This is a genomic window from Micromonospora sp. WMMD712, from assembly GCF_029581295.1.
Lineage (GTDB): Bacteria > Actinomycetota > Actinomycetes > Mycobacteriales > Micromonosporaceae > Micromonospora > Micromonospora carbonacea.
Map to the genome: position 1 here is coordinate 7,229,968 of NZ_CP120743.1, position 24,511 is coordinate 7,254,478.

At 75.4% G+C, this 24,511-nt stretch carries 18 protein-coding genes; 10 read left to right on the forward strand and 8 right to left on the reverse strand.

Annotation, left to right across the window (positions count from 1 at the left end):
- Window positions 1-4 precede the first annotated feature (4 nt).
- From O7633_RS30670 to O7633_RS30680, 3 genes are read left to right on the forward strand one after another with little or no spacing between them, the layout of a single operon-like run.
- Window positions 5-1,042, forward strand: a complete 1,038-nt coding sequence (locus tag O7633_RS30670; RefSeq protein ID WP_282324883.1) for an ATP-binding cassette domain-containing protein — start codon at window positions 5-7, stop codon at window positions 1,040-1,042.
- Window positions 1,039-1,872 carry an ABC transporter permease gene (locus O7633_RS30675; RefSeq protein WP_282324884.1) on the forward strand — a complete coding sequence of 278 codons (834 nt, stop codon included), beginning with the start codon at window positions 1,039-1,041 and terminating at the stop codon, window positions 1,870-1,872. Before O7633_RS30670 ends, O7633_RS30675 begins: the two co-directional genes overlap by 4 nt.
- 13 nt (window positions 1,873-1,885) lie before the next feature.
- The gene (locus tag O7633_RS30680) at window positions 1,886-3,313 is read left to right on the forward strand and encodes a glycosyltransferase (protein ID WP_282324885.1); all 1,428 of its coding nucleotides are present in this window, start codon (window positions 1,886-1,888) and stop codon (window positions 3,311-3,313) included.
- A gap of 70 nt (window positions 3,314-3,383) precedes the next feature.
- On the opposite strand, the gene O7633_RS30685 is transcribed toward O7633_RS30680, so the two are convergent.
- Together O7633_RS30685 and O7633_RS30690 are read right to left on the reverse strand one after the other, a co-directional pair.
- A complete protein-coding gene (locus O7633_RS30685; RefSeq protein ID WP_282324886.1) occupies window positions 3,384-6,215 on the reverse strand; it encodes an AAA family ATPase in 2,832 nt (943 codons plus the stop codon).
- 513 nt (window positions 6,216-6,728) lie between these two features.
- On the reverse strand, window positions 6,729-9,569 hold the full coding sequence (locus O7633_RS30690) for a LuxR family transcriptional regulator (RefSeq protein WP_282324887.1): 2,841 nt from the start codon (window positions 9,567-9,569) through the stop codon (window positions 6,729-6,731).
- A 1,513-nt stretch (window positions 9,570-11,082) separates the two neighbouring features.
- On the opposite strand from O7633_RS30690, the gene O7633_RS30695 reads away from it, so the two are divergent.
- Entirely contained in the window at window positions 11,083-12,486 is a 1,404-nt protein-coding gene (locus O7633_RS30695) for an AMP-binding protein (RefSeq protein ID WP_282324888.1), read from the forward strand.
- A 31-nt stretch (window positions 12,487-12,517) separates the two neighbouring features.
- On the opposite strand, the gene O7633_RS30700 is transcribed toward O7633_RS30695, so the two are convergent.
- Window positions 12,518-12,970: a cold shock domain-containing protein gene (locus tag O7633_RS30700; RefSeq protein WP_282328687.1), complete on the reverse strand. Its 453-nt coding sequence runs from the start codon at window positions 12,968-12,970 to the stop codon at window positions 12,518-12,520.
- Window positions 12,971-13,145: 175 nt separating this feature from the next.
- Here O7633_RS30700 and O7633_RS30705 point away from each other — a divergent pair, with 175 nt between their 5' ends.
- Window positions 13,146-13,808: a 4'-phosphopantetheinyl transferase superfamily protein gene (locus tag O7633_RS30705; protein ID WP_282324889.1), complete on the forward strand. Its 663-nt coding sequence runs from the start codon at window positions 13,146-13,148 to the stop codon at window positions 13,806-13,808.
- A 25-nt stretch (window positions 13,809-13,833) separates the two neighbouring features.
- Here the strand turns inward: O7633_RS30705 and O7633_RS30710 are convergent, their stop codons facing one another.
- Window positions 13,834-15,243: an acyl-CoA synthetase gene (locus O7633_RS30710; RefSeq protein ID WP_178064108.1), complete on the reverse strand. Its 1,410-nt coding sequence runs from the start codon at window positions 15,241-15,243 to the stop codon at window positions 13,834-13,836.
- Between the two features lie 155 nt (window positions 15,244-15,398).
- On the opposite strand from O7633_RS30710, the gene O7633_RS30715 reads away from it, so the two are divergent.
- The 4 genes from O7633_RS30715 (at window position 15,399) to O7633_RS30730 (ending at window position 18,729) form a co-directional block, all read left to right on the forward strand.
- Entirely contained in the window at window positions 15,399-16,181 is a 783-nt protein-coding gene (locus O7633_RS30715; RefSeq protein ID WP_282324890.1) for an HAD-IA family hydrolase, read from the forward strand.
- A 285-nt stretch (window positions 16,182-16,466) separates the two neighbouring features.
- Window positions 16,467-17,408, forward strand: a complete 942-nt coding sequence (locus O7633_RS30720) for an ABC transporter ATP-binding protein (protein WP_282324891.1) — start codon at window positions 16,467-16,469, stop codon at window positions 17,406-17,408.
- The gene (locus O7633_RS30725; RefSeq protein WP_282324892.1) at window positions 17,405-18,142 is read left to right on the forward strand and encodes an ABC transporter permease; all 738 of its coding nucleotides are present in this window, start codon (window positions 17,405-17,407) and stop codon (window positions 18,140-18,142) included. Before O7633_RS30720 ends, O7633_RS30725 begins: the two co-directional genes overlap by 4 nt.
- A gap of 281 nt (window positions 18,143-18,423) precedes the next feature.
- A complete protein-coding gene (locus O7633_RS30730) occupies window positions 18,424-18,729 on the forward strand; it encodes a DUF5988 family protein (RefSeq protein ID WP_282324893.1) in 306 nt (101 codons plus the stop codon).
- 124 nt (window positions 18,730-18,853) lie between these two features.
- Here O7633_RS30730 and O7633_RS30735 read toward each other — a convergent pair whose 3' ends face one another.
- From O7633_RS30735 to O7633_RS30745, 3 genes are all read right to left on the reverse strand, one after another.
- On the reverse strand, window positions 18,854-21,130 hold the full coding sequence (locus O7633_RS30735) for an ATP-dependent RecD-like DNA helicase (RefSeq protein WP_282324894.1): 2,277 nt from the start codon (window positions 21,128-21,130) through the stop codon (window positions 18,854-18,856).
- A gap of 139 nt (window positions 21,131-21,269) precedes the next feature.
- Window positions 21,270-22,100 (reverse strand): glycosyltransferase family 8 protein, encoded by an 831-nt coding sequence (locus tag O7633_RS30740; protein ID WP_282324895.1) that lies wholly within the window; start codon window positions 22,098-22,100, stop codon window positions 21,270-21,272.
- Window positions 22,101-22,328: 228 nt separating this feature from the next.
- On the reverse strand, window positions 22,329-22,844 hold the full coding sequence (locus O7633_RS30745; RefSeq protein WP_178064111.1) for a 2'-5' RNA ligase family protein: 516 nt from the start codon (window positions 22,842-22,844) through the stop codon (window positions 22,329-22,331).
- Window positions 22,845-22,948: 104 nt separating this feature from the next.
- Here O7633_RS30745 and O7633_RS30750 point away from each other — a divergent pair, with 104 nt between their 5' ends.
- Window positions 22,949-23,461: a DUF664 domain-containing protein gene (locus O7633_RS30750; RefSeq protein ID WP_282324896.1), complete on the forward strand. Its 513-nt coding sequence runs from the start codon at window positions 22,949-22,951 to the stop codon at window positions 23,459-23,461.
- Here the strand turns inward: O7633_RS30750 and O7633_RS30755 are convergent.
- Window positions 23,448-24,497: an NAD(P)-dependent alcohol dehydrogenase gene (locus O7633_RS30755; RefSeq protein WP_282324897.1), complete on the reverse strand. Its 1,050-nt coding sequence runs from the start codon at window positions 24,495-24,497 to the stop codon at window positions 23,448-23,450. The genes O7633_RS30750 and O7633_RS30755 overlap by 14 nt on opposite strands.
- Window positions 24,498-24,511: the final 14 nt, after the last annotated feature.

Genomic DNA, 24,511 nt, shown 5'->3' on the forward strand with positions numbered 1-24,511 from the left:
CGACGTGGACGAGGCAGTGGTGGTCGAGGAGCTGGTCAAGCGGTACCAGCCCAACATGCCGCCGGCGGTGGACGGACTGAGCTTCTCCGTCGCCGCCGGTGAGGTCTTCGGTCTGCTCGGGCCGAACGGCGCGGGCAAGACCACGACGATCGGGGTGCTGACGACCCGGGTGCGGGCCACCTCGGGACGCGCGGTCGTGTGCGGGGCGGACGTCGCCCGCTCGCCGGCCGCGGCCCGGCAGTTGCTGGCCGTGGTGCCGCAGCGGGTGAACCTGGACCGGGCGCTGACCGTCCGGCAGAACCTGCTGTTCCACTCGGCGTACCACCGGGTGTCCCGGTCGGTGCGCACGAAGCGGGCCGACGAGCTGCTGGAGCAGATGGGCCTGAAGGACTTCGCGAACGCCCGCACGGACTTCCTCTCCGGCGGCCTGGCGCAGCGCACGATGATCGCGCGGGCGCTGATGCACGCGCCGAAGGTGCTGTTCCTCGACGAGCCCTCCGGCGGCCTCGACCCGCAGTCGCGGCTGTTCGTGCACGACCGGATCGCCGAGCTGAAGCAGGCCGGCGTCACCGTCGTGGTGACCACCCACGACATGGACGAGGCGGAGAAGCTCTGCGACCGTGTCGGCATCGTCGACCACGGCAAGCTGCTCACCCTGGACACCCCGGCGGCGCTCACCCGCACCCTGCCGGGCAGCAGCACGCTGACCCTGGTGGTGTCGGCCGGCGCCCCCGCCGAGGACGTGCAGGCGGCGCTGGGCAACGTCGCCGACGTGGAGCGCGTCGAGCGGCTGCGGGCCGGCGGCCCGCCCGGCGGGATGCCGATGTTCCCCGGGATGCCGCCGATGCCGGTGCCGGACGCCCCCGCCGACCCGGACGCCACGCTGTCCTTCCGGCTCTACACCGGCACCGCGCCGGCCAACGCCGTGCCGATGGCGCTGAAGATCCTCACCGACCTGCGGTGCGAGGTCCGCGACCTCAGCATCGGCCAGCCCAGCCTCGAAGACGTCTTCATCCACCTGACCGGAAGGGAACTTCGGTGAGCGTCACCGCACCCGCCACCCCGTCGACCGCCGTGGCGCCGGCCGCGCCGGTGCGCGGGCTGGACCAGCTCGCCACCTTCCGGGCGGTGCTCTGGCGCGACATGTTCGTCACCAGCCGGGAGCTGGGCGCGTTCTTCGCCCAGGTGTTCCTCCAGCCGCTGTTCATGCTGCTGATCTTCGGCAAGGTCCTCACCAGCCTCGGCTACGCCAGCGACGACTTCGCCAACGTGCTGCTGCCCGGCGTCATCGCGCTCAACGCGTTCCTCATCGGCCTGGAGAACACCGCCCTGCCGATGGTGATGGACTTCTCCTTCACCCGCGAGATCGAGGACCGGCTGCTGTCGCCGATGGCGATCCCGCTCGTCGCGTTCGAGAAGATCGTCTTCGGGGCGATCCGGGGGGTCATCGCCGGGGTGGTGCTGATCCCCATCGGCATGCTGATGCTCGGCGTGAGCTGGCCGCTGTCGACGCTGCTGCCGGTGCTCGGGGTGCTCACCGCCGGGGCGATGGTCGGCGCGGCCATGGGGCTGACGTTCGGCACCCTCGTCCCGCCGCACCGCATCCAGATCATGTTCACCGTGACCATGACCCCGCTGATGTTCACCGGCGCGACCCAGTTCCCGCTGCGCGCCCTGGACCAGCTCCCCTGGTTCCAGGTGATCTGCGCGCTCAACCCGCTCACCTACGTCAGCGAGGCCACCCGGTCGCTGGTCGCCCCGCCCGGGGTGCAGTCGGTGCCGCTGTGGCTGGACCTGATCGTGCTGGCCGGGGTGTTCGTGCTGTTCAGCGCCGTCGGCATCCGCGGCTTCATGCGCCGGGCGATGGACTGAGGCGGCCGGCGCGATGACGACCCAGGCGGCCGGCGCGACGACGGCCGACGAGGGCCCGCTGCTGATCGTCACCTCGGGCAGCTCCGGGCTGTTCAACCCGCTGCTCACCCTCGCCGGCGAGCTGAAGCGGCGGGGGACGCGCCGGGTGTTCTTCGCCTGCACCGACGAGCGGCGGGCCGACGTCGAGGGCCTGCCCGGCGGCGGGGAGCTGCGCTTCCTGTCGCTGGGGCCGGCCCGCCTGGCGGTGCGCCCCGAACACTGGGACGACGAGACCCACCGGCGGATGTCCGCCGGCAGCCGGGTGGAGAACTTCGCGACGTACGTCGACACCTCCGTCGACTACGACTACCTGCACGAGCTGTACGAGCGCTGCCTGACCCTGGTCGACGAGGTGGCCCCGGCGCTGGCGGTGGTCGACTCGTTCGCCTCGTTCGGGATGGACGCGATGACCGTCCGGGGCGTGCCGTTCGTGATCAGCGTGTCGGTGCCGCCGTCGAACTTCCTCCAGGACAGCCTGCCGCCGACGTACCCGGTGCCGCTGTCGGGGCTGCCCCTGCACATGAGCCCGAGCCAGCAGGCCGCCAACGGCCGTCACCGCGAGGCGCTGCTGAAGACCCTGATGGAGCCGGAGCGGCTGGCCCGCAACACCGCCGCCGCCGAGCGCCGCCGGGCCGCCGGTATCCCCAACGTGGAGCTGCGGCCCTCGCTGTACGCGCAGGCGGCGCGGGCGCTGCTGGCGTACACGGTCTTCGGCCTGGAGTATCCCTTCGCCACCGCGCCGGCGACGCTGCGCACGGTCGGCTCGATGGTGCCCACCGAGATCGTGCCGAGCCCCGACGGCGCGGAGCTGCGCGGCTGGCTCGACGCCCACGAGTCGGTGGTCTACGTCGGGTTCGGCACCATCATGCGCCCGAGCGCCGCCCAGGTGGCCGCGCTCGTCGACGTCGCCGCCCGGCTCGGCCCCGAGCACCACGTGCTGTGGAAGCTCCCCGCCGACCGGCAGCGGCACCTGCCGCCGGCCGGAGAGCTGCCGGCGAACCTGCGCGTCGAGTCGTGGCTGCCGTCGCAGGTGGAGGTGCTGGCGCACCCGCACGTGCGGGTCTTCTTCAACCACGCCGCCGCCAACGCGATCCACGAGGCGGCCTGGTTCGGCGTGCCGCAGCTCGTGCTGCCGTTCTGGTTCGACTGCCACGACGGCGCGGTCCGGGTCGTCGACGCGGGCGTCGCCCTGGCCGTCGAGCACGACGACGCCCTCGACGTCGACGACATCGTGGCGAAGCTGCGCCGGCTGCTGACCGAGCGCGCCTTCCGGGACCGGGCGGCGCTGTGGAGCCGCCGGCTGCGCCAGGCCGGCGGGGTCACCGCCGCCGCCGACCTGGTGCTGCGCCACCGCGACGAGGCGGTGGCGGCCCGTCGCGCCGTCGCGCCCGTCGCCGGCTGAGCCCCTTCCGCCGTACGCGAGAAGGGGCCGGCGCGGTGGTCACCCACCGCGCCGGCCCCTGCGTCGTCGGTCAGGACGCCGCGCCCTGGGGCTCCTCCACCAGCGGCTCCGCGTAGGCGACGAGCCGGGCCGGCAGGTCGGTGCGCCGCTTGACGTCCAGCTTCCGGTAGACCCGGGTGAGGTGCTGCTCCACCGTGCTGACGGTGATGAACAGCTTGCTGGAGATCTGCCGGTTGGTGTGCCCCTGGGCGGCCAGCGCGGCGACCCGGCGCTCGGCCTCGCTGAGCCCGTCGTCCGGCTCGTGCGCCTCCGCCCCGGCCGGGTACGCGGGCAGCGCGCCGCCCGCGTCCCGCCGGATCAGCCGCTGGGCCAGCACGGACGCCCCGCAGTCCTGGGCCAGCTGGTAGGCGCGGCGCACCAGCAGCCGGGCGCGCGCCGAGTCGCCGGCCCGTTGCAGGCTCTGGCCGGTGTCGCCGAGGGCCCGCACCAGCTCCAGCCGGTCGCCGCAGCCCTGGAGCAGGTTGACGGCCTCGCCGAGCAGCTTGCGCCGGTGGTCCTGGGCGGCGGTGGTGGCGAGCAGCCGCAGCGACCGGCCCCGGGTCCGGTCGTCGACCCCGTGCGCGACGCGCAGCTGCTCCTGCAACAGCTGGGTGGCGTGGGTCTTGTTGCCGACGCTGAGCTGCACCCGGGCCAGCTCCAGCCGCCACGGCACCAGCCCGGCCACGTCGATGCCCCACCCGCGCATCAGCTCACCGCAGCGGCGCAGGTCGGCGGTCGCCGCGTGCGGCCGCCCCATGGCCAGGTGGTGCCGGCCCCGGGCGGCCAGGTAGTGCACGCCCAGCGGGGTGCGGAACATGCCGGCCGGGACGGGGTGGGCCAGCCAGCGGTCGGCCTCGGTGAACCGGCCCGCCTCGGTCGCGCAGGCGATCAGCGTGGCCAGCGGCCCGGCGATGGCCACCCCCCAGGCCGGGGCGGGGATGTCCTCCAGCGCCGCGCGGGCGTGGTGCTCCGCGCCCGGCAGGTCGCCCAGCCGCAGCGCGGCCTCGGCGCGCACCGCCCGCACGACGGCCCGCCACACCGGGGCGTGCCGGACCGCGGGCCGGTTGAGCAGGATGTCCGCCCAGGCCACGACCCGGTCGCTGCGGCCCGACCAGAGCAGCGCGAGCAGCGGGGCGGTGAGCAGCCCCACCGCGCCGTCGTCGGTGTGGTGCCGTTGCAGCAGCTGCTCGGCGGTGGCCACGGTGTCGGTGTCGGCGGTCGGCAGCAGCGCCGTGCCGAGCACCGTGACCGCCTGCAACTGGGGGCTGACCGACGTCGGCGCGGTCGCCGCCCGGCTCCACGTGCTCGGCGTCTCTCGGACGGAGGCGAGCTGGTCGGGGTGCGAGAGGGAGACCAGGAGCTGCATGGCCCGCAGCCGGCCGGCTGGGCCGTGGTCGTCGTCGGCGGAGAAGCCGCTGACGGCCTCGGTGGCCTCCTCCACCCGCCCCTGCCAGAGCAGGAACGGCACGGTGGCCAGGGCGGCCCCGGTGGACCAGCCGGCCGCCCGCGCGGACTCCACCAGCTCGCTGAGGTGCCCGTTGGCGGCGAGCGGGTTGACCTGCCACCGGGCGTTGACCAGCATGGCGGTGGCAGCGGTGCGCTGCCGCTCGTCGACGTCGGCGCGGGCGACCAGGCGCAGGCACGCCGCCGCCACGTCGGGCCGGCCCGACGCCAGGGCCTGCGCGGCGGCGTCGGAGAGCACGGGCACCACCCAGGGGGCGTCGGCCCACGCGGCGGCGACCAGGTGCTCGGCCACCGCGCCCGGCTCCGCGCCGTGCTCGTGCAGCACCTCGGCGACCCGCTGGTGCAGGCCGCGGCGCTCCTCGGGCGACATGTCGGTGAGGATGGACCGCAGGATGCGCGGGTGCCGAAGCTGGTCGGCCTCCATCAGCCCGGCGGTGCGCAGCACCCGCACCGCCGGGGCGGCCGACTCGGGCACCACGTCGAGGACGTGGCCGAGCAGTTCGGTCGGCACGGGGCGGTTCAGCACGGCGAGGGCCTGCGCGACGCGCCGCACCCCCGGCTCGTGCCGGTAGAGGCAGCCGAGGACGGCCTGGTCGAACGGGTCGCCGCCGGTCGGGTCCGCGCCGCGCTCGTCGCCCGCGCCACCGGGGGCCCGCTCGTCGATGAGGGCGCGGGTGAGCAGCGGGTTGCCGCCGGTCATGCTCAGGCAGCGTTCGGCCGCCTCCCGGGCGGCGGCGGCCCCGCCGTCGGCGTCGACCAGCCGGGCGATCCCGTCGACGGTCAGCGGCGGCAGGCTGATCCGCGAGAAGTACGGCTGGCTGAGCAGCTCGGCGCGGAACAGCGGGTGCGGCGGGCGCAGCGTCGACGCCTCGGTGAGCACCACCATGATCCGGGCGTGCCGCAGCCGCCGGGTGACGTAGAGCAGGCAGTGCAGCGACGCCGGGTCGGCGTGGTGCACGTCGTCGACGGCGAGGACCAGCGGCCCGGCGTCGGCGAGGTCGAGCAGCGCCGTGAACAGGCCGTGCAACAGGGGCGCCCAGACCCGGTCGCCGGCGGCCGCCCCGTCGGCCGCGTCCCCGCCGGGCTCCGGCAGGGGCCCGGCGAAGGCGGCGTCCCGCATCAGGTTCTCGATCCGGGCCGTCGCCTCCTGGTCGAGCCGGGCACTGTGGAGCAGCTGCCCCAGGACCCCCAGGTGGAGTCCGCGTTCGGCCCGCGACCCGGCCGCGCCGAGCACCCGCCCCCCGGCGGCCCCGGCCCACTCGCTGAACGTCTCCAGCAGACTCGTCTTGCCGCTGCCCACCGCGCCCGTCACGAGCGCGACGTGTCCGCGTTGGTGTTCCGCGCAGGCGTCGAACGCCCTGCGGAGCCGATCCAGTTGTTCCTCCCGCTGCACCAGCACCACTTCTAAGCCAGCCCTTCTCGTCCGCGGTGCCGGGCCGGGATCACCGGCGCTGCTCGGACACCGCCCCCCCCAAGCCGGACAGCCGCCCCTCCACCACACCCACCCGTTGCCCCGGGTAGGGGTGGAGCGCACCGGGCCGCCATGCCGGGTGGATCTTGAACTGTCCCTGGCCGGACCGCGCTCCCCAGCGAGCGATCCGGATGTCCAGGCGAGTCTGGCACCGGGTCGGTTGTGCGACAACGGGAGCGAGACCCCATCGTTTCGCGCGTAAACCTGCGGTCCCGGATGGCCGTTAGGGGTTGCCAGCGACGCCGTAAGGGGGGTCGGGAACGGCCGGGTGGCGGCGCGTGTCGACGGGACGTACAGCAGGTGGCGGCGGGGCGGGGTGATGGTGTCACATGGTCGGGTCGCGGCGCACCTCCGCCCGGGCAGGGCAGGGGGCCGTCCGGCGGCCGGACGTGGGCGTTCGGGTGCGCCGGGCGGGCGGCGCGGCGTCGGGCGCGGCGCGGGTCAGTGCCGGGCGTCGCCGTCGCGGCCGGGGGGCTTGCGGGGCGCGCCCAGGCGTTCCGCCGGCATCGCGCCGGGCCGGTCGAGCCGCAACCGCACGGCCAGCTGCCGGCGCGAGTCGACGTCGAGCTTGCGGTAGATGCGGGTCAGCCGCTGCTCGATCGCGCTGACCGTCAGGAAGAGCTTCTCGGCGATCTCCCGGTTGGTGTGGCCCTGCGCGGCCAGGGTGGCCACCCGCGACTCGGTGTCGCTGAGCCCCTCCACCAGCACCGCCGCGTCGGGGTCGGCACCGGCCGGTCCGCCGCGGCCCGGGGCGGCGGCCGGCCGCAGCAGGGGGAGGCCGCACTCCTGGGCCAGCGTCCGGGCGGCCCGGGTCGCCTTGCGGGCCTGCCGCAGGTCGCCCGCCTGCTGGTAGGCGTGGCCCAGGTCGGTGAGGCTGTGGGCGAGTTCCATCCGGTCGCCGCACTGGCGCAGCAGCCGCACGGAGCCGCGCAGGTGCGGGATCGGGTCCCGGCCGTCCTCCGCCGCCGCGAGCACCCGCAGCGCCGCGGCCCGGTAGCGCACGTGACCGGGCCGCAGCCGCCCCAGCTCCTCCCGGACCAGCTTCTCGGCCTGCGGCCGGCGGCCGAGTTGCAGCAGGGCCCGGGCCGACTCGGTGCGCCACGGGACGAGCGCCGGAAGGTCCAGCCGCCAGGCCGCCATGAGCTGCCCGCAGAGTTGGAAGTCGGCCAGGGCGCTCTCCGGGCTGCCCGTGGCCAGCGCGTGCAGCCCCCGGGCGTGCAGGTAGTGCAGCCCGAACGGGGTCTCGAAGAGCACCTGGGGCACGGGCACCTGGAGGCAGGCCGCCGCCGCGTCGAGATCACCCAGGAACGTCAGGGCCCGCAGCCGGATGGCCAGCGGTATCCCGATCACCACGCCCCAGCCCTTCGGGGAGAGCTGGTTCAGCGCGGCGTCGGCCAGTTCCTGCGCCCGGGTCAGGTCGCCGCGCCGGCCGGCGATCGCCGCGTCGAGGGCGGCCAGCATCGCCGCCGGGGTGGGATGCCGGCTGACGGTGGCGCTGCGGCCCAGCCGGCCGCACCATTCGCCGGCCAGGTCCAGCCGGTCGGCATAGATCATGGTGATCAGGGCGCAGATGGCGGTCCACATGTCCCGCTCGTCGTCCAGCCCGATGGTGGACAGCACCCGCTCGGCCTCCTCGACGGCGCCGCCGTCGCCCCGCTCCAGCACGGAGGCCAGCATGGTCACGCCCTGGAGCCGCTGCTTCACCTTCGCGATGGTCAGCGGGTCGCGCCGGGCCGGGACGGGGGCCTGGTGGTCGATCGTCACCCCGGGGTAGAGGGTGGCCATCCAGCCCTTGGTGACCAGCAGCTCGGCCGCGGAGCGCGGGTCGCTGCTGTCGGCGCGGTCGCTCAGGTGCCGGACCAGCTCGACGGCCTTGTCGATCTGGCCGTGCCAGAGCAGGTACTGGATCGGCCCGGCGGCCTGCGTGCTGCCCAGGTGCCCGGCCCGGACGGCGCTGGCCACCCCCTGTAGGTGGGGCATCGCGCCCTGCGGGTCGAGCCGCCACTCGGCGCGGGCGAGGGCGGAGCGGGCGCGTGCCCGCAGGCACTCGTCGGTGCCGTCCCGGTGGGCGCGGCGCAGGAACCGCAGGGCCGCGTCCACCTCGCCGTCGAGCAGGGCCTGCTCGCCGGCGTCGAGCAGGGTCCGGGCCATCCAGGGCTCGGCCAGCGAGTCGGTACGCAGCAGGTGCCGGGCGACCAGGACCGGCGACTCGCCGTCCTCGTGCAGCAGGCAGGCGGCCAGCCGGTGCAGCCGGGCGCGTTCCTCGGCGGTCGTGCCGTCGAGCACGGCCCGGCCGACGGCGGGGTGCCGCAGCCCGCCCTCGGTGATCAGGCCGGCGCTGGTGGCCTCGTCGATCGCGAGCAGGGCGGACTCCGCGCGCACGTCGACGAGCTGCGGGAGCAGGGCGCCGTGCAGCGGCTCGTCGGTCACCGCGAGCGCCCGGGCCGCCTTGAGCACCAGGTGCTCGCAGCGGTAGAGGCAGCTCAGCACGGCCTCCCGGAACGCCTCGCCCGACTCGGGCCGGGCGGCGCCGCGCGGCACGGCGGCCAGGTGGTCGTCGGCGAGCGCCTGCACCAGCAGGGGGTTGCCGCCACTGATCCGGTGCGTCTCCTCGGCGATGCTCCGCGCCGTCGGCGCGCCGAGCCGGTCGGCCAGGGCCCGGTGCGTGCCGTCCAGGGTGAGCAGGGGGACCCGGATCCGGTGCAGCCGGGCCGGTTGCAACAGCTCGGCATAGACCTCGGGGTGCCAGGGACGGGTCCGGGGGGCCTCGGTCAGCACGATCAGCACGGGCAGGCCGGGGATGCGTCGGGCCACGTAGTCCAGGCAGCGCAGCGACGGCACGTCGGCGTGGTGGACGTCGTCGATCCCGATCACCAGGGGGCCCCGGGCGGCCAGCTCCAGCAGGGCGCCGCCGATCGCCGCGATGGTCCGGGCCGGCCCCTCCTGGTCGTCGTCGAGGTCGGACCAGGTGAGGACGCCCTGGTCGAGCAGCCGTTCGAGGCGGGCGCGGGCGTCGTCCGGCGGCGTGGCCCGGACGAGTTGGCGGACGACCTCCAGCGGGACCGCGCGCTCGGCCCGCGAGGCGCTCGCCCCCAGGAAGCGGACGTCGGCGTCGGTGGCCCGCCGGGCGAGGGCCTGGAGGAGGGTGGTCTTGCCGGCGCCGACGGGACCGGTCAGCGCGATCACCGGCCGGGCGTCGACGGCCTGACCGGCGGGTCGGCGCAGGTCGCCGAGCCGGCGGGCCAGGAGGTCGAGCTGGTGGGACCGTTCGCTCAACTCCATGGGCGTGGCCTCGGAGGGCGCGCGGGGCCGGTCGTCACGGGGCCCGCCACCTTCCCTGGTCTGCCATCGAGCCTGACGAAATCGGAGACCGGCAATTTTCGACCCATTCCCGTATTGGCGAATATAGACGGCCGTCACGCGTTCGCGGCGAGCCATCGATTAGCTTGACTGGCTGATGCTCCCGGACCAGGGCACTGCCAGCACCTTCGACAATTCTAGGGCCCGTCCGGACGCATCCCCCCGCTATCGACCGCCGTGCATGGTGGGAGTATGGCAGTCCGGCAATTGGGCGGCAAGCCGAAGGTTGTAAAGGATAGGCAAACATCGGTTTGGTGTCTTCCGCCGCCGCTGGCCACGTCGGCGGAACTGACAGCGGACGGTCGCCGGGTGAATTCACAAAGTGATACGTGAGCCTTTCTCTGGTCGGTTGATGCCGTTTTCGGGGCTTGCCGACAATTGGGTGGAAAGCGTTGTGCGACCCCCGTTGACCGGGAGGGAGCGCTCCCCGCGACGCTGGGCGGGGAATCTGCGGGTCCCGCCCTGTGGGCGGGCGTCGCCCCGCGCCCGGTCCCGGTGGTGGTGGCGCTGCGTGCTGGCCGGGCGGGCGTCCGGCGTCGGCGTCCGGCCACCCCGCCCCTCTCGGCGGCCGGCCTCGTGACGCTGCGGTTCCCGGGGCGGAACGGGCAGTTCACGCCCTGGCGGGTGCCCCGGGGCGGGGACGTCGGCGGTGGACGGGCCGCCGCGCCCGGCGGCCCGGAGCCGGGTGTCCGGCGGCGTCCCGCAGGGCGGGAGGATCTCGCTGCGTGAGGGACCGGTGGTGCCGGCGGACGGTGGCCGGCTCGCCGGTCGGCCGCGCGCGAGCGGCGGGGATCGATGGCCTCGGCATTTCGGGCCGGGGTGGGGTGTCCGTCCAGGGTGGAGCCGGTCGGCGGTTCGGCGGGGCCGTGGGAAGGCCGCGTCCCCTTCGATGGCATCGACGCGTTCTTGCCCGATTCGGGACGCTTCAAAAACAAAGGAGGTCTTTGCCGTTAAAGGTGGGCTCCACGCGACCGGCCGGCGGCGGAGCGTGGGCCCGGCAGTGGCTGAAGTGAATCGGGCCCGAATCAAAAAGCGTGGTCGGCATCGATATACAGGGACGCCGTTTCGGCGGGGTCGCCCAATCCGCGCGGTCCGTGCCGCAATTCCAATTCCGCCCGGGCCCCGGCGGCCCGGCGACCGCCCGCCGGTTCGCGGAATAGCCGCGCCCCGCCCGAGGCGTCCGGCCCCGCCCCGGCGCGGGTCCTGCCTGGCCCGCCTGCCCGCCGGTGCGGCGGAACCCGGGTCGCGGTGGGCGTCGCGCGCCACGGCTAGGGGTTGTGCCGGGCGATAGGCGCAGCCTAATTTCGGGGCACCCGCAGCACGCGGGGATGGCCGGATATGGGGCTACCCGCACCCATGACGCGAAGGGTTCTGTGGCCGCGATGTCCCTGCCACCGCCGAGCCTCGTCGGCGCCCTCGACAGAGGTTAGGGCGGATGACACTGCTGCCGGCGTTACGCGCCTCCGGCGCGGACCGCCCCGACGCCGTCCGGGTGGCCGGGCGGACGCTCTCCAGCGAAGCCCTGCTCGGCTGTGTCGACGCGGTCGCCGACCGGATCCGGGGCGCCGCCGCCGTCGCGGTCGACGCCACCCCCAGCCTGGAGACGGTCGTCGCCATGGTCGGCGCGGTCCAGGCCGGCGTGCCGCTGGTGCCCCTGCCGCCCCGGGCCGACGGTCGGGAGCGCGGCCGCATCCTGCGGGAGTCCGGCGCGACCGTGCTCCTCGGCGGCGACCCGTCCGACGCCCCCACCCGGGCCGTCGGCAGCGGGCTGGCCACCGTCCCCGTCGACCTGGGCGGACGCTCCTCGACCCCCCAGCCGGAGCCGCCCCCCGACGCCGACGCGGTGATCCTCTACACCGGCGGCGCGAGCGGGCCACCGCGGGGCGTCCGGGTCTCCCGCCGGGCCATCGCGGCGGACCTGGACCTGCTGGCCGACGCGTGGCGGTGGAGCGGCGAGGACGTCCTCGTCCAGGGCGCCCCGCTGTTCCGGGCGTACGGGTTGGTGGTGGGCCTGCTCGGCGCGCTGCGCGTGGGCAGCCGCTTCGTCCACCTCGACCGGGACGCCGCCGCAGGCCCGGTCGGCACCATGTACCTGGCCGTCCCCTGCCAGTGGGCGCGCATCTCGCGCGACCGCCCCTGGGCCCGGTCGCTGTCCGGGGCGCGGATCCTGGTCTCCGCCGACGCCCCGCTGGCCCCCGCCGTGACCGAACGGCTCCGCCTGCTCACCTCGCACTCCCTCATCCAGGGGTACGGCACCACCGAGACCCTGATCGCGGTGACCGGGCGGGCCGACGCGCCCTGCCCCGCCGGCGTCGCCGGGACGCCCCTGCCCGGCGTGCAGACCCGCGTCCTCGACCGTGACGACCGGCCGGTGCCGGCCGACGGCGAGTCCGTCGGCGAGCTGAGCATCCGGGGCCCGACGCTGTCCAGCGGCTACGTCGACGGGCGCGGGCGGTGCGCCGACCCGGCCGGCTGGCACGCCACCGGCGACCTCGCCACCGTCGCGGCCGACGGCTCGCACCGGATCATCGGGCGGCGACGGACGGACGTGGTGCACGGGCGCGCCCGGCGGGTCCACGCCGGGCAGGTCGAGGAGGTGCTCCTCAGCTATCCCGGTGTCCGGGACGCCGCCGTGGTCGGCACCCCGCACGCGGCGCAGGGCGAGCAGGTCACCGCGTACGTGGTCGCCGCCGAGGGGCTCACCGCCCAGGCGCTCATCGACCACGTGGGCCGCCACCTGTCGGCCGGGCAGCGGCCCCGTCGGGTGCACTTCGTCGACGAGCTGCCGCGCAGCGCGCAGGGCCGGATCAGAAAGTCGCTGCTGATCGCGGCCGGCTGACCGCGACGCCCCTACGGCACGGGCGGCGGCGTCAGCCCTCGACCCAGCCGTGCCGCCGCGCCAGCGCCAGCATCCGGGCGCGCACCGCCACGATCTGCGCCCCGGTCAGGTCCGGCACGGAGACCAGCAGCGCCTCGGTGGTCTCGGTGACGAAGGACCGCTCGGAGAGCACGTCGCAGAGCCCCTCATCGTCCTCGATCCCGCCCTCGCCCGACTCGTGGCCGCGCCCCGTCGACGGCGCGACCGTCCGCAGCGGCGCGGCGCGCTCGCCCGCCACGGCGGGCCCGAGCACGCGCACCGTCAGCGCCTTCGGGCCGCGCTCGTTCTCCACCGCCTCGTATTCCACCGGGACGCCGGGCCCCAGCGCCCACTTGTCGCCGTCGACCGTGTTGGCGTGCACGAACACGTCGTCCCCGCCGCCGTCCGGAGCGATGAAGCCGTAACCCCGCACCTCGTCGAACCGGACCACCCTGCCAGTCAGCATCGCCACCCGCATTCCTCAGACCAAAGACCACTACACACCCCCGGTCAACCGGGCCGGGGCACCCCTCAGGGTGACATCCGCCCCCGCCGCCCTCCACCCGTACCCACCCCTATCGGCGCGTCGCGCCCGATCGAGGGACGGCGCGGGCCGCCGCGGCGGCCTAGCATCGGCGGCTGTGATCGAGCAGATCCTGCCTGCGGCCGCGGTGGTGGCCGAGGCCTTCACCGACCCCGCCGGCCTGACCCTGTTCCCCGAGGAGGAGCGGCTCGTCGCCAACGCCGTCGACAAGCGCCGCCGGGAGTTCACCACCGTGCGGCACTGCGCCCGCCGCGCGCTGGGCGAGCTGGGCATCGCCGAGACGCCGATCGTCTCCGGCGCGCGCGGCGCACCCGTCTGGCCCGCCGGGGTGGTCGGCAGCATGACGCACTGCGAGGGCTACCGGGCGGCCGTCGTCGGCCGGGCCACGGCGCTGGCCGCCCTCGGTGTCGACGCCGAGCCGCACGCGCCGCTGCCGACGGGGGTGCTCGACGCGATCGCGCTGCCGGCCGAGCGGGCCCGCACCGCCGCGCTGGCCGCCGCCCACCCCACGGTCTGCTGGGACCGCCTGCTGTTCAGCGCCAAGGAGTCGGTCTACAAGGCGTGGTTTCCGCTGACCGGCCGGTGGCTGGACTTCGCCGAGGCGGACATCGCCGTCGACGCCGGCGGGACGTTCGTCGCGCGCCTGCTGGTGCCCGGCCCGGTCCTCGACGGCGTCCCGGTGACCGCCTTCCACGGCCGGTTCCTGGTCGAGCGGGGCCTGGTGCTCACCGCCATCGGCATCCCCGCGGCCGCCGGCTGAGCCCCGCCGTCGGGCGGCCTCCCGCTCAGTCCGCCGCCAGCCTGGTCTTCTGCACCTTGCCCAGGGCGTTGCGGGGCAGCGCGTCGACCAGCCGCACCTCGCGGGGCCGCTTGTGCGCCGACAACTGGCGGGCCACGAAGTCGATCAGCTCCGGGCCGTCCACCCCGTCGCCCACCACGTACGCGGTGACCTGCTGGCCGAGGTCCGGGTGCGGGGTGCCGACCACGGCGGCCTCCCGGACGCCCGGGTGGGCCAGCAGGGCGTCCTCCACCTCGCCCGCCCCGATCCGGTACCCGCCGCTCTTGATCAGATCCGTGGCGGCGCGGCCGACGATCCGGTGCCACCCGTCCGGGCCGATCGTGGCGACGTCGCCGGTGCGGAACCAGCCGTCCGGGGTGCGGGTCGCCGCGTCGGCGTCCGGCCGGCCGAGGTAGCCGTCGAAGAGGGTCGGGCCGGCGACCTGGAGCTCGCCCATCGCCTCGCCGTCGGCGGGCAGCGCCGCGCCGTGCTCGTCGGCCAGCCGGGTCCGCACCCCGGGCAGCGGCACGCCGACCGTCCCCGGCCGGCGCGGCCCGTCCGCCCGCGCGCTCACCGTGATCAGGGTCTCGGTCATCCCGTACCGCTCGACGGTCTCGTGGCCGGTGAGCGCGGCCAGGTCCGCGAAGACCGCCGCCGGCAGGGCCGCGCTGCCCGAGACGAGCAGCCGCGCCGGGCGCAGCGCCCGCGCCGAGTCCGGGTCCGCCGCGATCCGGGACCACACCGTCGGTACGCCGAAGTAGACCGTGCCGCCGGCCGCCGCGTACCGCTCGGGGCGCGGCCGGCCCACGTGGTGCAGCCGGCTGCCCAGCCGCAGCGGCCCCAGCACCCCGAGCACGAGGCCGTGCACGTGGAACAGCGGCAGCCCGTGCACCAGCAGGTCCTCGGGCGTCCACGCCCAGGCGTCGGCGAGCCCGTCCAGGCAGGCGGCGACCGCCCGCCGGCCGATCACCGCGCCCTTCGGCGCACCGGTCGTGCCGCTGGTGTAGAGGATCAGCGCGGTGGCGGCCGGGTCCGGCTCGGGGTGGACGGTGTCCGACCGCCGCGCCAGGTCGACGGGGATCACCGGCGGGCCCCCGTCGCCGGCCGGCCGGTCGCCGCCGGCCGGGGCGAGCAGCGCCGTCGCGCCGGAGTCGCGCAGGATGTGGTCCCGCTCCAGCGGCCCGGCGTCCGGCGGCACCGGCACGACCGCCGCGCCGGCCAGCAGCGCGCCGACCACCCCGACCACCGTCTCCAGGGTCGGCGTCGCCTCGACGGCCACCCGGTCCACCCCGCCCAGGTCGTCGGCGACCGCCGTGGCGAGCCGGCGCAGCTCCACCCAGGACACGGCCCGGTCGTCGACGCGGACCGCGCCCGGACGGTCGTCGGCCGACTCGGACAGCCAGCTCAGCAGCGGCATGTGGACGCACCTCTCCACCGGTAGGTTTCGCGGGGACGCCGGCCGGTCGGGCCGTCGCGGCGGACCCGCCCGGCGGGTCCCGGCGACCCGACGCTAGCCGGGGCGGTCGTCGGCGGGCCACCCCTACGGCCTGTGCCGGCGTGTCGGGTGCGTGCGTGCGCGGGGAGGTGACGCCGGTGGCGGGTGCGGCGGAGCGCGGGCCCGGGGGAGTCCGGGCGGTGGTCCTGGACCTCGACGGCGTGCTGGCCGACAGCCTGGCCGTGGCCCGCGAGGCGTTCGCCCTCGCGTACGCCGAGGTGGTCGGCGGCGGCGTCGCGCCCGTCGACGAATACTGCCGCCACCCGGGCCGCTACCTGCCCGACGTGCTGCGGCTGATGGGCCTGCCGGCGGCGATGGCCGACCCGTTCGTGCGGGAGAGCAACCGGCTGGCCCACCTCGTCACGCCGGTGGACGGCGCGGCCGGGATGCTCGGCGCGCTGCGCGGGCGCGGGATCGGGCTGGCCGTGGCGACCGGCCGCAGCGGGGTGCGCGCCCGCGACCTGCTGGGCCGGCTGGACCTGCTGCGCCTGGTCGACCACGTCGTCGGCTCCGACGAGGTGGCCCGCCCGAAGCCGGCGCCGGACATCGTGCGCCGGGCGCTGGAGCTCCTCCGTGTCGCGCCCGCCGACGCGCTGATGGTCGGCGACGCGCCCAGCGACCTGGCCAGCGCCCGCGCGGCGGGGGTCCGCGCCGTCGCGGCGCTGTGGGGGGAGTCCGACCCGGCGACCCTGCTCGCCGCCGGCCCGGACGTCGTCCTGGCCGGGCTGGGGGAGCTGCTGCCGCTCTGCGACCCGTGCCCCGCCCCCGACGCGTCACCGGCCGCCCGGCCGGCGACCGGCGGCGCCGGGCCCGCGGCCCCGGGCGTCGGACCGGGCGGGGTCGACGGACACGCCGGGTGACCGCCCGGCACCCCTGCCGACCGGTCCCGATCCCGGTCGGCACCCCGATCCGTCAGCCGATGAGTTGATTCGGGCCTCGGTTGGCCGGATGATATCCGGCGTCGACCGCCCGTGCGCCGGTCGTCGTCCGACCCGTGGCCACGACCGCACCGTGGCCCGCACCCACGTCCCCAGCACCGCCACCCCATCCCCAGCCCGCGACACCACCCAGCACCCAGACGCCGCGATTCCCCGAGGGCCCGCCCTCGCCGGCCGGCGATCCGCACGCGACGGAGGACCACGCCCATGCCGGTCATCGAGGTCGAGCACCTGCACAAGCGGTACGGCGACAAGATCGCCGTCGACGACGTCTCCTTCACCGTCGACCAGGGCGAGATCTTCGGCGTGCTCGGCCCCAACGGGGCGGGCAAGACCACCACGGTCGAGTGCGTGCAGGGGCTGCGCCGCGCCGACGGCGGCACCGTCCGCGTCCTCGGGCTCGACCCGCTCCGCGACCGCACCGAGGTGCGCCAGCGCGTCGGCGCCCAGTTGCAGGAGAGCCAGCTCCCCGACAAGCTGCGCGTGCGCGAGGCGCTCGACCTCTACCGGTCCTTCTACCGCAACCGGGCCGACATCGACGGGCTGCTCGCCGACCTCGGCCTGGCCGCCCAGCGCGACACCGCCTTCCACAAGCTGTCCGGCGGGCAGAAGCAGCGGCTGTCGGTGGCCCTCGCGCTGGTCGGCCGCCCCGAGATCGCCATCCTCGACGAGCTGACCACCGGGCTCGACCCGCAGGGCCGGCGGGACACCTGGGACCTGGTCGAGCGCATCCGCGACCGGGGCGTGACGGTCGTGCTGGTCACGCACTTCATGGAGGAGGCCGAGCGGCTCTGCGACCGGCTGGCCATCATCGACACCGGCCGGGTCGTGGCGATCGACACCCCCGCCGGCCTGCTCTCCCGGGTGGGCACCGAGCACCGGGTGCACTTCCGCCCGCTCGACCCGGTGGACGACGCCCTGCTCGCCGCGCTGCCCGAGGTGACCGGGGTGCGCCGCACCGGCGACGAGGTCACCGTCACCGGCCCGGAGCAGGTCCTCCAGACGGTGCTGTCGGCCCTGGCCGAGCGGCAGGTCCGCTACGCCGGCCTGCGCGTCGAGCAGCCCACCCTGGACGACGCCTTCGTCTCGCTGACCGGCCGCGCCGCCCGGGCCACCACCCCGCCGTCGACCGACGAGAGGTCCTCGTGAACGCCCTGTCCAAGCTCATCGCCGTCGAGGCGAAGCTGTTCCTGCGCGAGCCGGTGTCGCTGTTCTTCGTCTTCGCCCTGCCGCTCGGCCTCATGCTGGTCTTCGGGCTGCCGCAGCGCGGAGCCTCCGGCGGTGACGCCGGGCAGCACGGCGAGCTGACCTTCCTGCCGGCCCTCGCGCTGGCCCTCACCATCGGCATGCTCGCCCTGTTCACCCTGCCGATGGCGCTGGGCATCTACCGGGAGCGGCGGGTGCTGCGCCGCCTGGCCACCACCCCGGTCAACCCGGCCCTGCTGCTCGTGGCGCAGGTGGTGGTCAACCTGGTGATGGGCGTGGCCGGCGCGGTGGTCACCGCGATCGGCGTACGCTTCCTGCTGGACCAGCCGGCGCCGGCCAACGTGCCCGCCTTCGTGTTGGCGTTCCTGCTCGGCGTGGCCTGCCTCTTCGCCGTGGGCCTGCTCATCGCGGCGCTCGCCCCGTCGGCGCGGGCGGCCCAGTCGATCGGGCCGGCGCTGTTCTTCCCGCTGCTCTTCCTCGCCGGCGCCTGGCTGCCGCGCGACCAGATGCCGGCGGTGCTGGCCCGCATCGGCGACTACTCGCCACTCGGGGCCACCGTGGACACGCTCGCGGCGGCCTGGGCCGGCGACAGCCCGGCGTGGCCGCAGCTGCTCGCCCTGGCGGTCACCGCCGTCGTCGGCAGCGTCCTGGCCACCCGCTTCTTCCGCTGGGAGTGAAAGGAAGGGCCCCCTCTTAACGCCTCCGGTAGAGACGGGTTCCCTTCTCACCGCCGGCCTACGCGGCACCCGGCCCGCTAGGGGGTCGCTAAGGGTGTTCGGTGAGTGTGATCTGGATTACGTTCGAGGCGGACGGGGGTCGTCGCCGACCGTCGGGAGGGCGTTTCTCCCACCGCCCGTTCCGCCTGCCGCGGAACGGGGTGCCGCCCCCCGTTCGGTGATCCGCTCCGCGCAGCGACCGGCGCGTCCGAGGCGGAGCGACGAGCGACGGAGGTCGTGCGATGACAGTTTCCGAATCCGCCCCCACTGTCCGGACGGCGAACCCCATCGTCAACGATGACGACCGGATCGCCTGGTCGGTGCCGGCCATGACCCTCAGCGGCGAGGCTGCCGGCATCATCGACGTCGTGCTCGAGGGCGGGCCCGCCACCCTGCCGACCGAGCTGCGCAGCCACCGGGTCTCCCCGGTGGAACACAAGATCAAGGTACGCCACTACGGGGGCTACGAGCACTTCGAGCGGGACTCCGGTGGCGGCGAGGCGCCGGTCGTCTTCCGCTGGACCGGCCGCACCCGGATCGCCGAGTAGGCGAGGCGGCGGCCGGCGCGGCCCGCGGCGGCCCGCGGCGGGCCACGCCGGCCGCCGGCGGCTCAGGGCCGGTCGGGGGAGAGCACCGGCGGCTCACGGCCGGTCGGGCGAGCGCACCGACGGTTCAGGGCCGGTCGGGCGCGAGCCGGTGGGTCAGCGCCGTGTGCCGGCGACCGGTGCCGGCCGTCCGCACCGCGATGGCCAGCGCCCTGCGCGAGCCGGCCAGCACCACCAGCTTCCGGGCCCGGGTGACGGCGGTGTAGAGCAGGTTGCGCTGCAACATCGTGTACGCCCCCATGGTCACCGGCACCACCACCGCCGGATACTCGCTGCCCTGCGACCGGTGCACCGTGATCGCGTACGCGTGCTGGAGCTCGTCGAGCTCGTGGAACTCGTACCCGATGTCCTCGTCCTCGTCGGTGCGTACGGTGAGGGTCTGCTCGTCGGGATCCAGGGCCGTGACCACGCCGACGGTGCCGTTGAACACCCCGGCCGCGCCCTTGTCGTAGTTGTTGCGGACCTGGATGACCTTGTCGCCGACCCGGAAGACCCGCCCGCCGTGCCGCCGCTCCGGCGCGTCCTCCCGGTGCGGGGCGATCGCCTGCTGGAGCAGGGTGTTCAGGTTGCCGGCGCCGGCCGGCCCGCGCAGCATCGGGGTGAGCACCTGCACGTCGCGGGGGCGCAGCCCGAACCGGCGCGGGATCCGTCGGGTCACGATGTCGACCACCTGCTCGGCGGTGACCTCCGGCTCGTCGCTGGGGAAGAGGAAGAAGTCGGGGTGCTCGCCGAACACCGGGGCCTGACCGGCGTTGATCCGGTGGGCGTTGACCACCACGCCCGACTCCTGGGCCTGCCGGAAGATGCGGGTCAGCCGCACCCGGGGCACCGTCCCGGCGGCGAGCACGTCGCGCAGCACCTCGCCCGCGCCGACCGACGGCAACTGGTCGACGTCGCCGACCAGCAGCAGGTGCGCGCCGGGCGGCACCGCCTTGACCAGCTTGTTGGCGAGGATCAGGTCGAGCATGGACGCCTCGTCGACCACCATCAGGTCGGCGTCGACCGGGTTGTCCCGGTCGAAGGTGGCGTCCCCGCCGGGGCGCAGCTGGAGCAGCCGGTGCACGGTCGTCGCCGGGTGGCCGGTCAGCTCGGTGAGCCGCTTCGCCGCGCGGCCGGTCGGCGCGGCCAGCACGATCTTCGCCTTCTTCGCCGCCGCCAGCTCGATGATCGACCGGACGGTGAACGACTTGCCGCAGCCGGGGCCGCCGGTCAGCACGGCGACCTTCGAGGTCAGCGCCAGCCGTACGGCCTGCTCCTGTTCGGGGGCCAGCTCCGCCCCGGTGCGGGCCTTCAGCCAGGCCAGCGCCCGGCCCCAGTCCACGCCCGCGAAGGCCGGCATCCGGTCCGCCCGGTCGGTCAGCAGCCGGACCAGGCTCGCCGCGAGGGCCGACTCGGCCCGGTGGAACGGCGTCAGGTAGACGGCCGGGATGACCGCGCCCTCGCTGCTCGGGTTCGGCACCGCCTCGCCGACCACGCCGTCGGAGGTCGCCACGAGGTCGGCCAGGCCGGCGGCGACGAGGTCCGCCGGGACCTCCAGGATCGCCGCGGCGTCGGCGACCAGGTTCGGCTCGGGCAGGTAGCAGTGCCCGCCGTCGGCGGCCTCGGAGAGCGTGTACCGGATGCCGGCGCGGACCCGCTGGGGGCTGTCGTGGGGGATGCCCACCGCCTTGGCGATGTTGTCGGCGGTGCGGAACCCGATGCCCCACACGTCGGCGGCGAGCCGGTAGGGGTCGTCGCGCACCACGGCGATGGACTCGTCGCCGTACTGCTTGAAGATGCGCACGGCGTGTGAGGTGGAGACGCCGACGCCCTGGAGGAAGACCATGACCTCCTTGATGGCCTTCTGCTCCTGCCAGGCCGCGCCGATCGCGGCGGTGCGCTTGCGGCCGAGGCCGTGTACCTCGATCAGCCGGCCGGGCTCCTCCTCGATGACGCGCAGCGTGTCCACGCCGAAGGCGGCCACGATCCGGGCCGCCATCTTCGGGCCGATGCCCTTGATCAGGCCCGACCCCAGGTAGCGCTCGATGCCCTGCACGGTTGCCGGCAGGACGGTGCTGCACTGGTGCACCTCGAACTGCCGCCCGTACTTCGGGTGCGAGCCCCACCGGCCGACCAGCCGCAGCCGTTCGCCGGGCTGCGCGCCGGGCAGGGCGCCGACCACGGTGAGCAGGTCGTCGCCGGAGCGGTCGGTGGCGACCCGGGCGATGGTGTACCCGGTCTCCTCGTTGACGTACGTGACGCGTTCCAGCACCGCTTCGAGCACGGCGCCGCGCGCGGGGGCGGCGGGGCCGGCCGGGGGCGCGGCGGCGCGGGCGGCGGCCGGCGCGGGTGGGGTGGCGGACATCGTGACGATGATGGCAGAACGCCCGCCGTGACCCGTCCCGCCGGTCCGGGTTGCGGTCCGGTCCGGCGGTCGGGCCCCGGCGCCGGCGGCGCGGCGACCCCCGGGCGGGGTCGGCGGCGCGGCGGCCGGGTGCGCCGGGTCAGCGGCGGGCGGCGACCAGCCCGCCGTTGCGGCGGCGGTGCCGCCAGTACAGGTCGCGGCGGGCCCCCTTCGGGAAGCCGGGCTGCCACGGCTTGATCGGCCCGGCCGGGTGGAGCACCGCCGAGTCGGAGAGCTTCCCGCCGAACTCGGGCTCCAGCCGCCAGGCCATCAGGTCGTTCCACTGCCGGGGCAGCCGCAGCCAGTTGTCGTACACGGCGTAGTTGAGGGCGTCCTGGTCCGGATACCGCGACTCGTGGGCGTGCCGGGTCAGGTACGCCAGCGCCTTCTCGGTGACCTCGCACTCCCGCCACCGGTGCACGTCGATCAGCAGCACCCCCGAGTTGAAGTAGGAGGCCCACGGGTCCAGGTCGCGGTAATCGGCGAGGCCGGGGATTCCGCCCATGTCGAGCAGCCGCCGGTTGAACGGGTCCCGGACCGCGCCCAGCGGGACGCCGCCCAGGTCCACGTCGAACAGCGGGGCCAGGCTGTTCGTGCACATCGTGTCGCAGTCGAGGTAGAGGACCCGCCGCACCTCGTCGGGAAGCGCGGCCGGGACCAGCAGGCGCAGGTACATCGCTGGGGACAGGTAGGCCATCACGGGGTCGCTGCCCTTCGGCAGGTTCACCACGGACGTGTCCACCCGCAGGTACTCCACGGTGGCGTCGGGCCCGGCCGCCCGGCCGAGGGCGGCGCGGGCCGAGGGGCTGACGTCGTCGGCCGCGATGAGCCAGTAGCGGACCGCCTGGCCCGGGTTCGACTCGGCGACGGTCGACATGACGACCGCCGCGTGGGCCGCATACGCGGCGTCGAAGGTCAATGTGATTTCCACGTGCTCTCCTCCGCACAGGCTGAGCGTAAACTCCGTGAAATGTAAGTACGGAATTCGTTTTCGGCAAGGAGATCGCGCATTCGGTGACCCGTAATCTGAGTCGCGTGCGAGGTGGGATCAATCGACCCCCAGAATTGACCCCTGAATCATCCTTAAGTGCTGGACTCGGTCGGTCGCCTACGGTCCGTGAGGATTCCTCGCATAGCTCGGCGTCGTTGTCCCGACGGATCAGGGCAGCGGCCGGCAGATGTCCCGGGCGTGGTCGGTCACCGCCGCGCCGACCACCGTCGCCTCCAGCGGCAGCACCTCCAGGCAGCGCCGAACCGCGGCCGCCATCAGCGCGTTGGGCACGCGCATCGACAGCGTGCAGTGCGGCACCCAGCGCCCCGGCCGGTAGTGCTCGGCCACCGCGATCCCGGCGGCGGCCAGCCGGTCGTGCACGAGCGCCTGGTGGGCCAGCAGGCCGGCCGTGGGCGACGGGCCCAGCCAGAGCACCCGGCCGACGAACTGCCCGGCGTGCCGGAACGACAGCCGCAGCGGGGCCGCCACCGTCGTGCCGGCCAGGGCGTCGGCCACCCGGTCCGGGTCCAGCCGCGGAGCCACCGCGAGCGACACGTGCGGGCGGTGCCGCCGCTCCAGCAGGCTGCGCATGCTCTGCACGCCCTCGGACTCCAACGCGTCCCACAGGACCCGGATCCGCCGGGTCGCGTCGGTGTCGAGATACAGCTCCAGCGCGGCGACCACCCGAACACCCTAGGGCCGGGCCTCGCCGCGCCGGCCACCAGGTTTGGCCGCCCGCCCCTGCGGTACTGGCGTGGGGACCGCACACCCGACCGAGGAGGAAGCGCGTGGAGATCAGCGACGTACTGACCGAGACCTACGGCCGGCTGCCCGCGCTGGTCCGCGCCGCGGTCGACGGCCTCTCCCCGGAGCAGCTACGCCGCGCGCCCGCGCCCGGCGCGAACCCGGTGGGCTGGCTGGTGTGGCACCTGACCCGGGTGCAGGACCACCACGTCGCCGACGTGCTCGACGCCGAACAGATCTGGGTCACCGGCGACTGGGCGGGCCGGTTCGGGCTGCCCGCCGACCCGGACGACACCGGCTACGCGCACACCCCGGAGCAGGTCGCCGCCGTCGCGCCGGAGAGCGCCCGGGCGCTCGTCGACTATCACGACGCGGTCGCGGAGCGGACCCGGGGATTCCTGGCCGGGCTGCGGCCGGCGGACCTGGACCGGGTGGTCGACGAGGCGTGGGACCCGCCGGTGACCCTCGGGGTCCGGCTGGTCAGCATCGCCGAGGACGACCTCCAGCACGTCGGCCAGGCCGCCTACGTGCGCGGGCTGCTGCTCACGGGACGATGACCGCGCGGCCCTCCACCGAGCCGTCCCGCAGCCGCCGGTAGGCGTCGACCGCCTGCTCCAGCGGGAACGTGGTGATCTTCGGGCGGACCATGCCCCGGGCGCCCAGGTCGAGCACCTCGATCAGCTCCGGCCGGCTGCCCCAGTAGGTCGTCTGGATGCTCACCTCGTACGGCACGGAGAAGAACGACACCGGCAGCGTGCCGCCGGCGATGCCGACGATGGTGAGGTCCCCGAGCGTACGGGCGGCCGCCGCGCCGAGCCGCAGCGTGGCGTCCGCGCCGACGAAGTCGAGGACCACGTCCGCGCCCCGCCCGCCGGGGGTGGCCCCCCGGATCTCCTGCGCGGTCTCCTCGCCGGAGCGCAGCGTCAGGTCGGCCCCGTGCTCCTCGGCCAGCTTGAGCGCCTCGGGCCGGGTGTCCACGGCGATGACGCGCGCCGCCGTGGTGGCCTTCAGGATCTGCACGCCGACGTGGCCGAGGCCGCCGACGCCGATCACCACCGCGGTGCTGCCGGGCGCGAGCTTGTGCCACGACCGGCGGATCGCGTGGTACGGGGTGAGGCCCGCGTCGGTCAGCGGCGCGGCGTGCAGCGGGTCGAGCCCGTCGGGCAGCGGCACGACGTGCCGGGCGTCGGGCACCAGCTCGTACTCGGCCATGCCGCCGTCCAGGCCGAGGCCGCCGCCCCCACCGGGCACCGGCGCGGCGGCGGGGTTCTCGCAGTACGGGTCGACGCCCACCCGGCAGCGGTCGCAGGAGCCGCAGCCCCACGCGCCGTAGACCGCCACCGGCTGACCGACCTCCAGGCCGGTCACCCCGGCGCCGAGGTCGTGCACCCAGCCGGCGTTCTCGTGGCCGAGGGTGAACGGCGGGTTCCAGGGCACCGTCCCGGCGTCGAAATCGTGCATCAGGTGCAGATCGGAGTGGCAGGCCCCCGCCCCGCCGATCCGCACCACCACCTGACCGGGGCCGGCGGTGGGTTCGGCCACCTCGACCAGCTCGGGTTCCGACTTCCAGCCCGGCAATCGCAGCGCGCGCATGGGTCTCTCCTGTT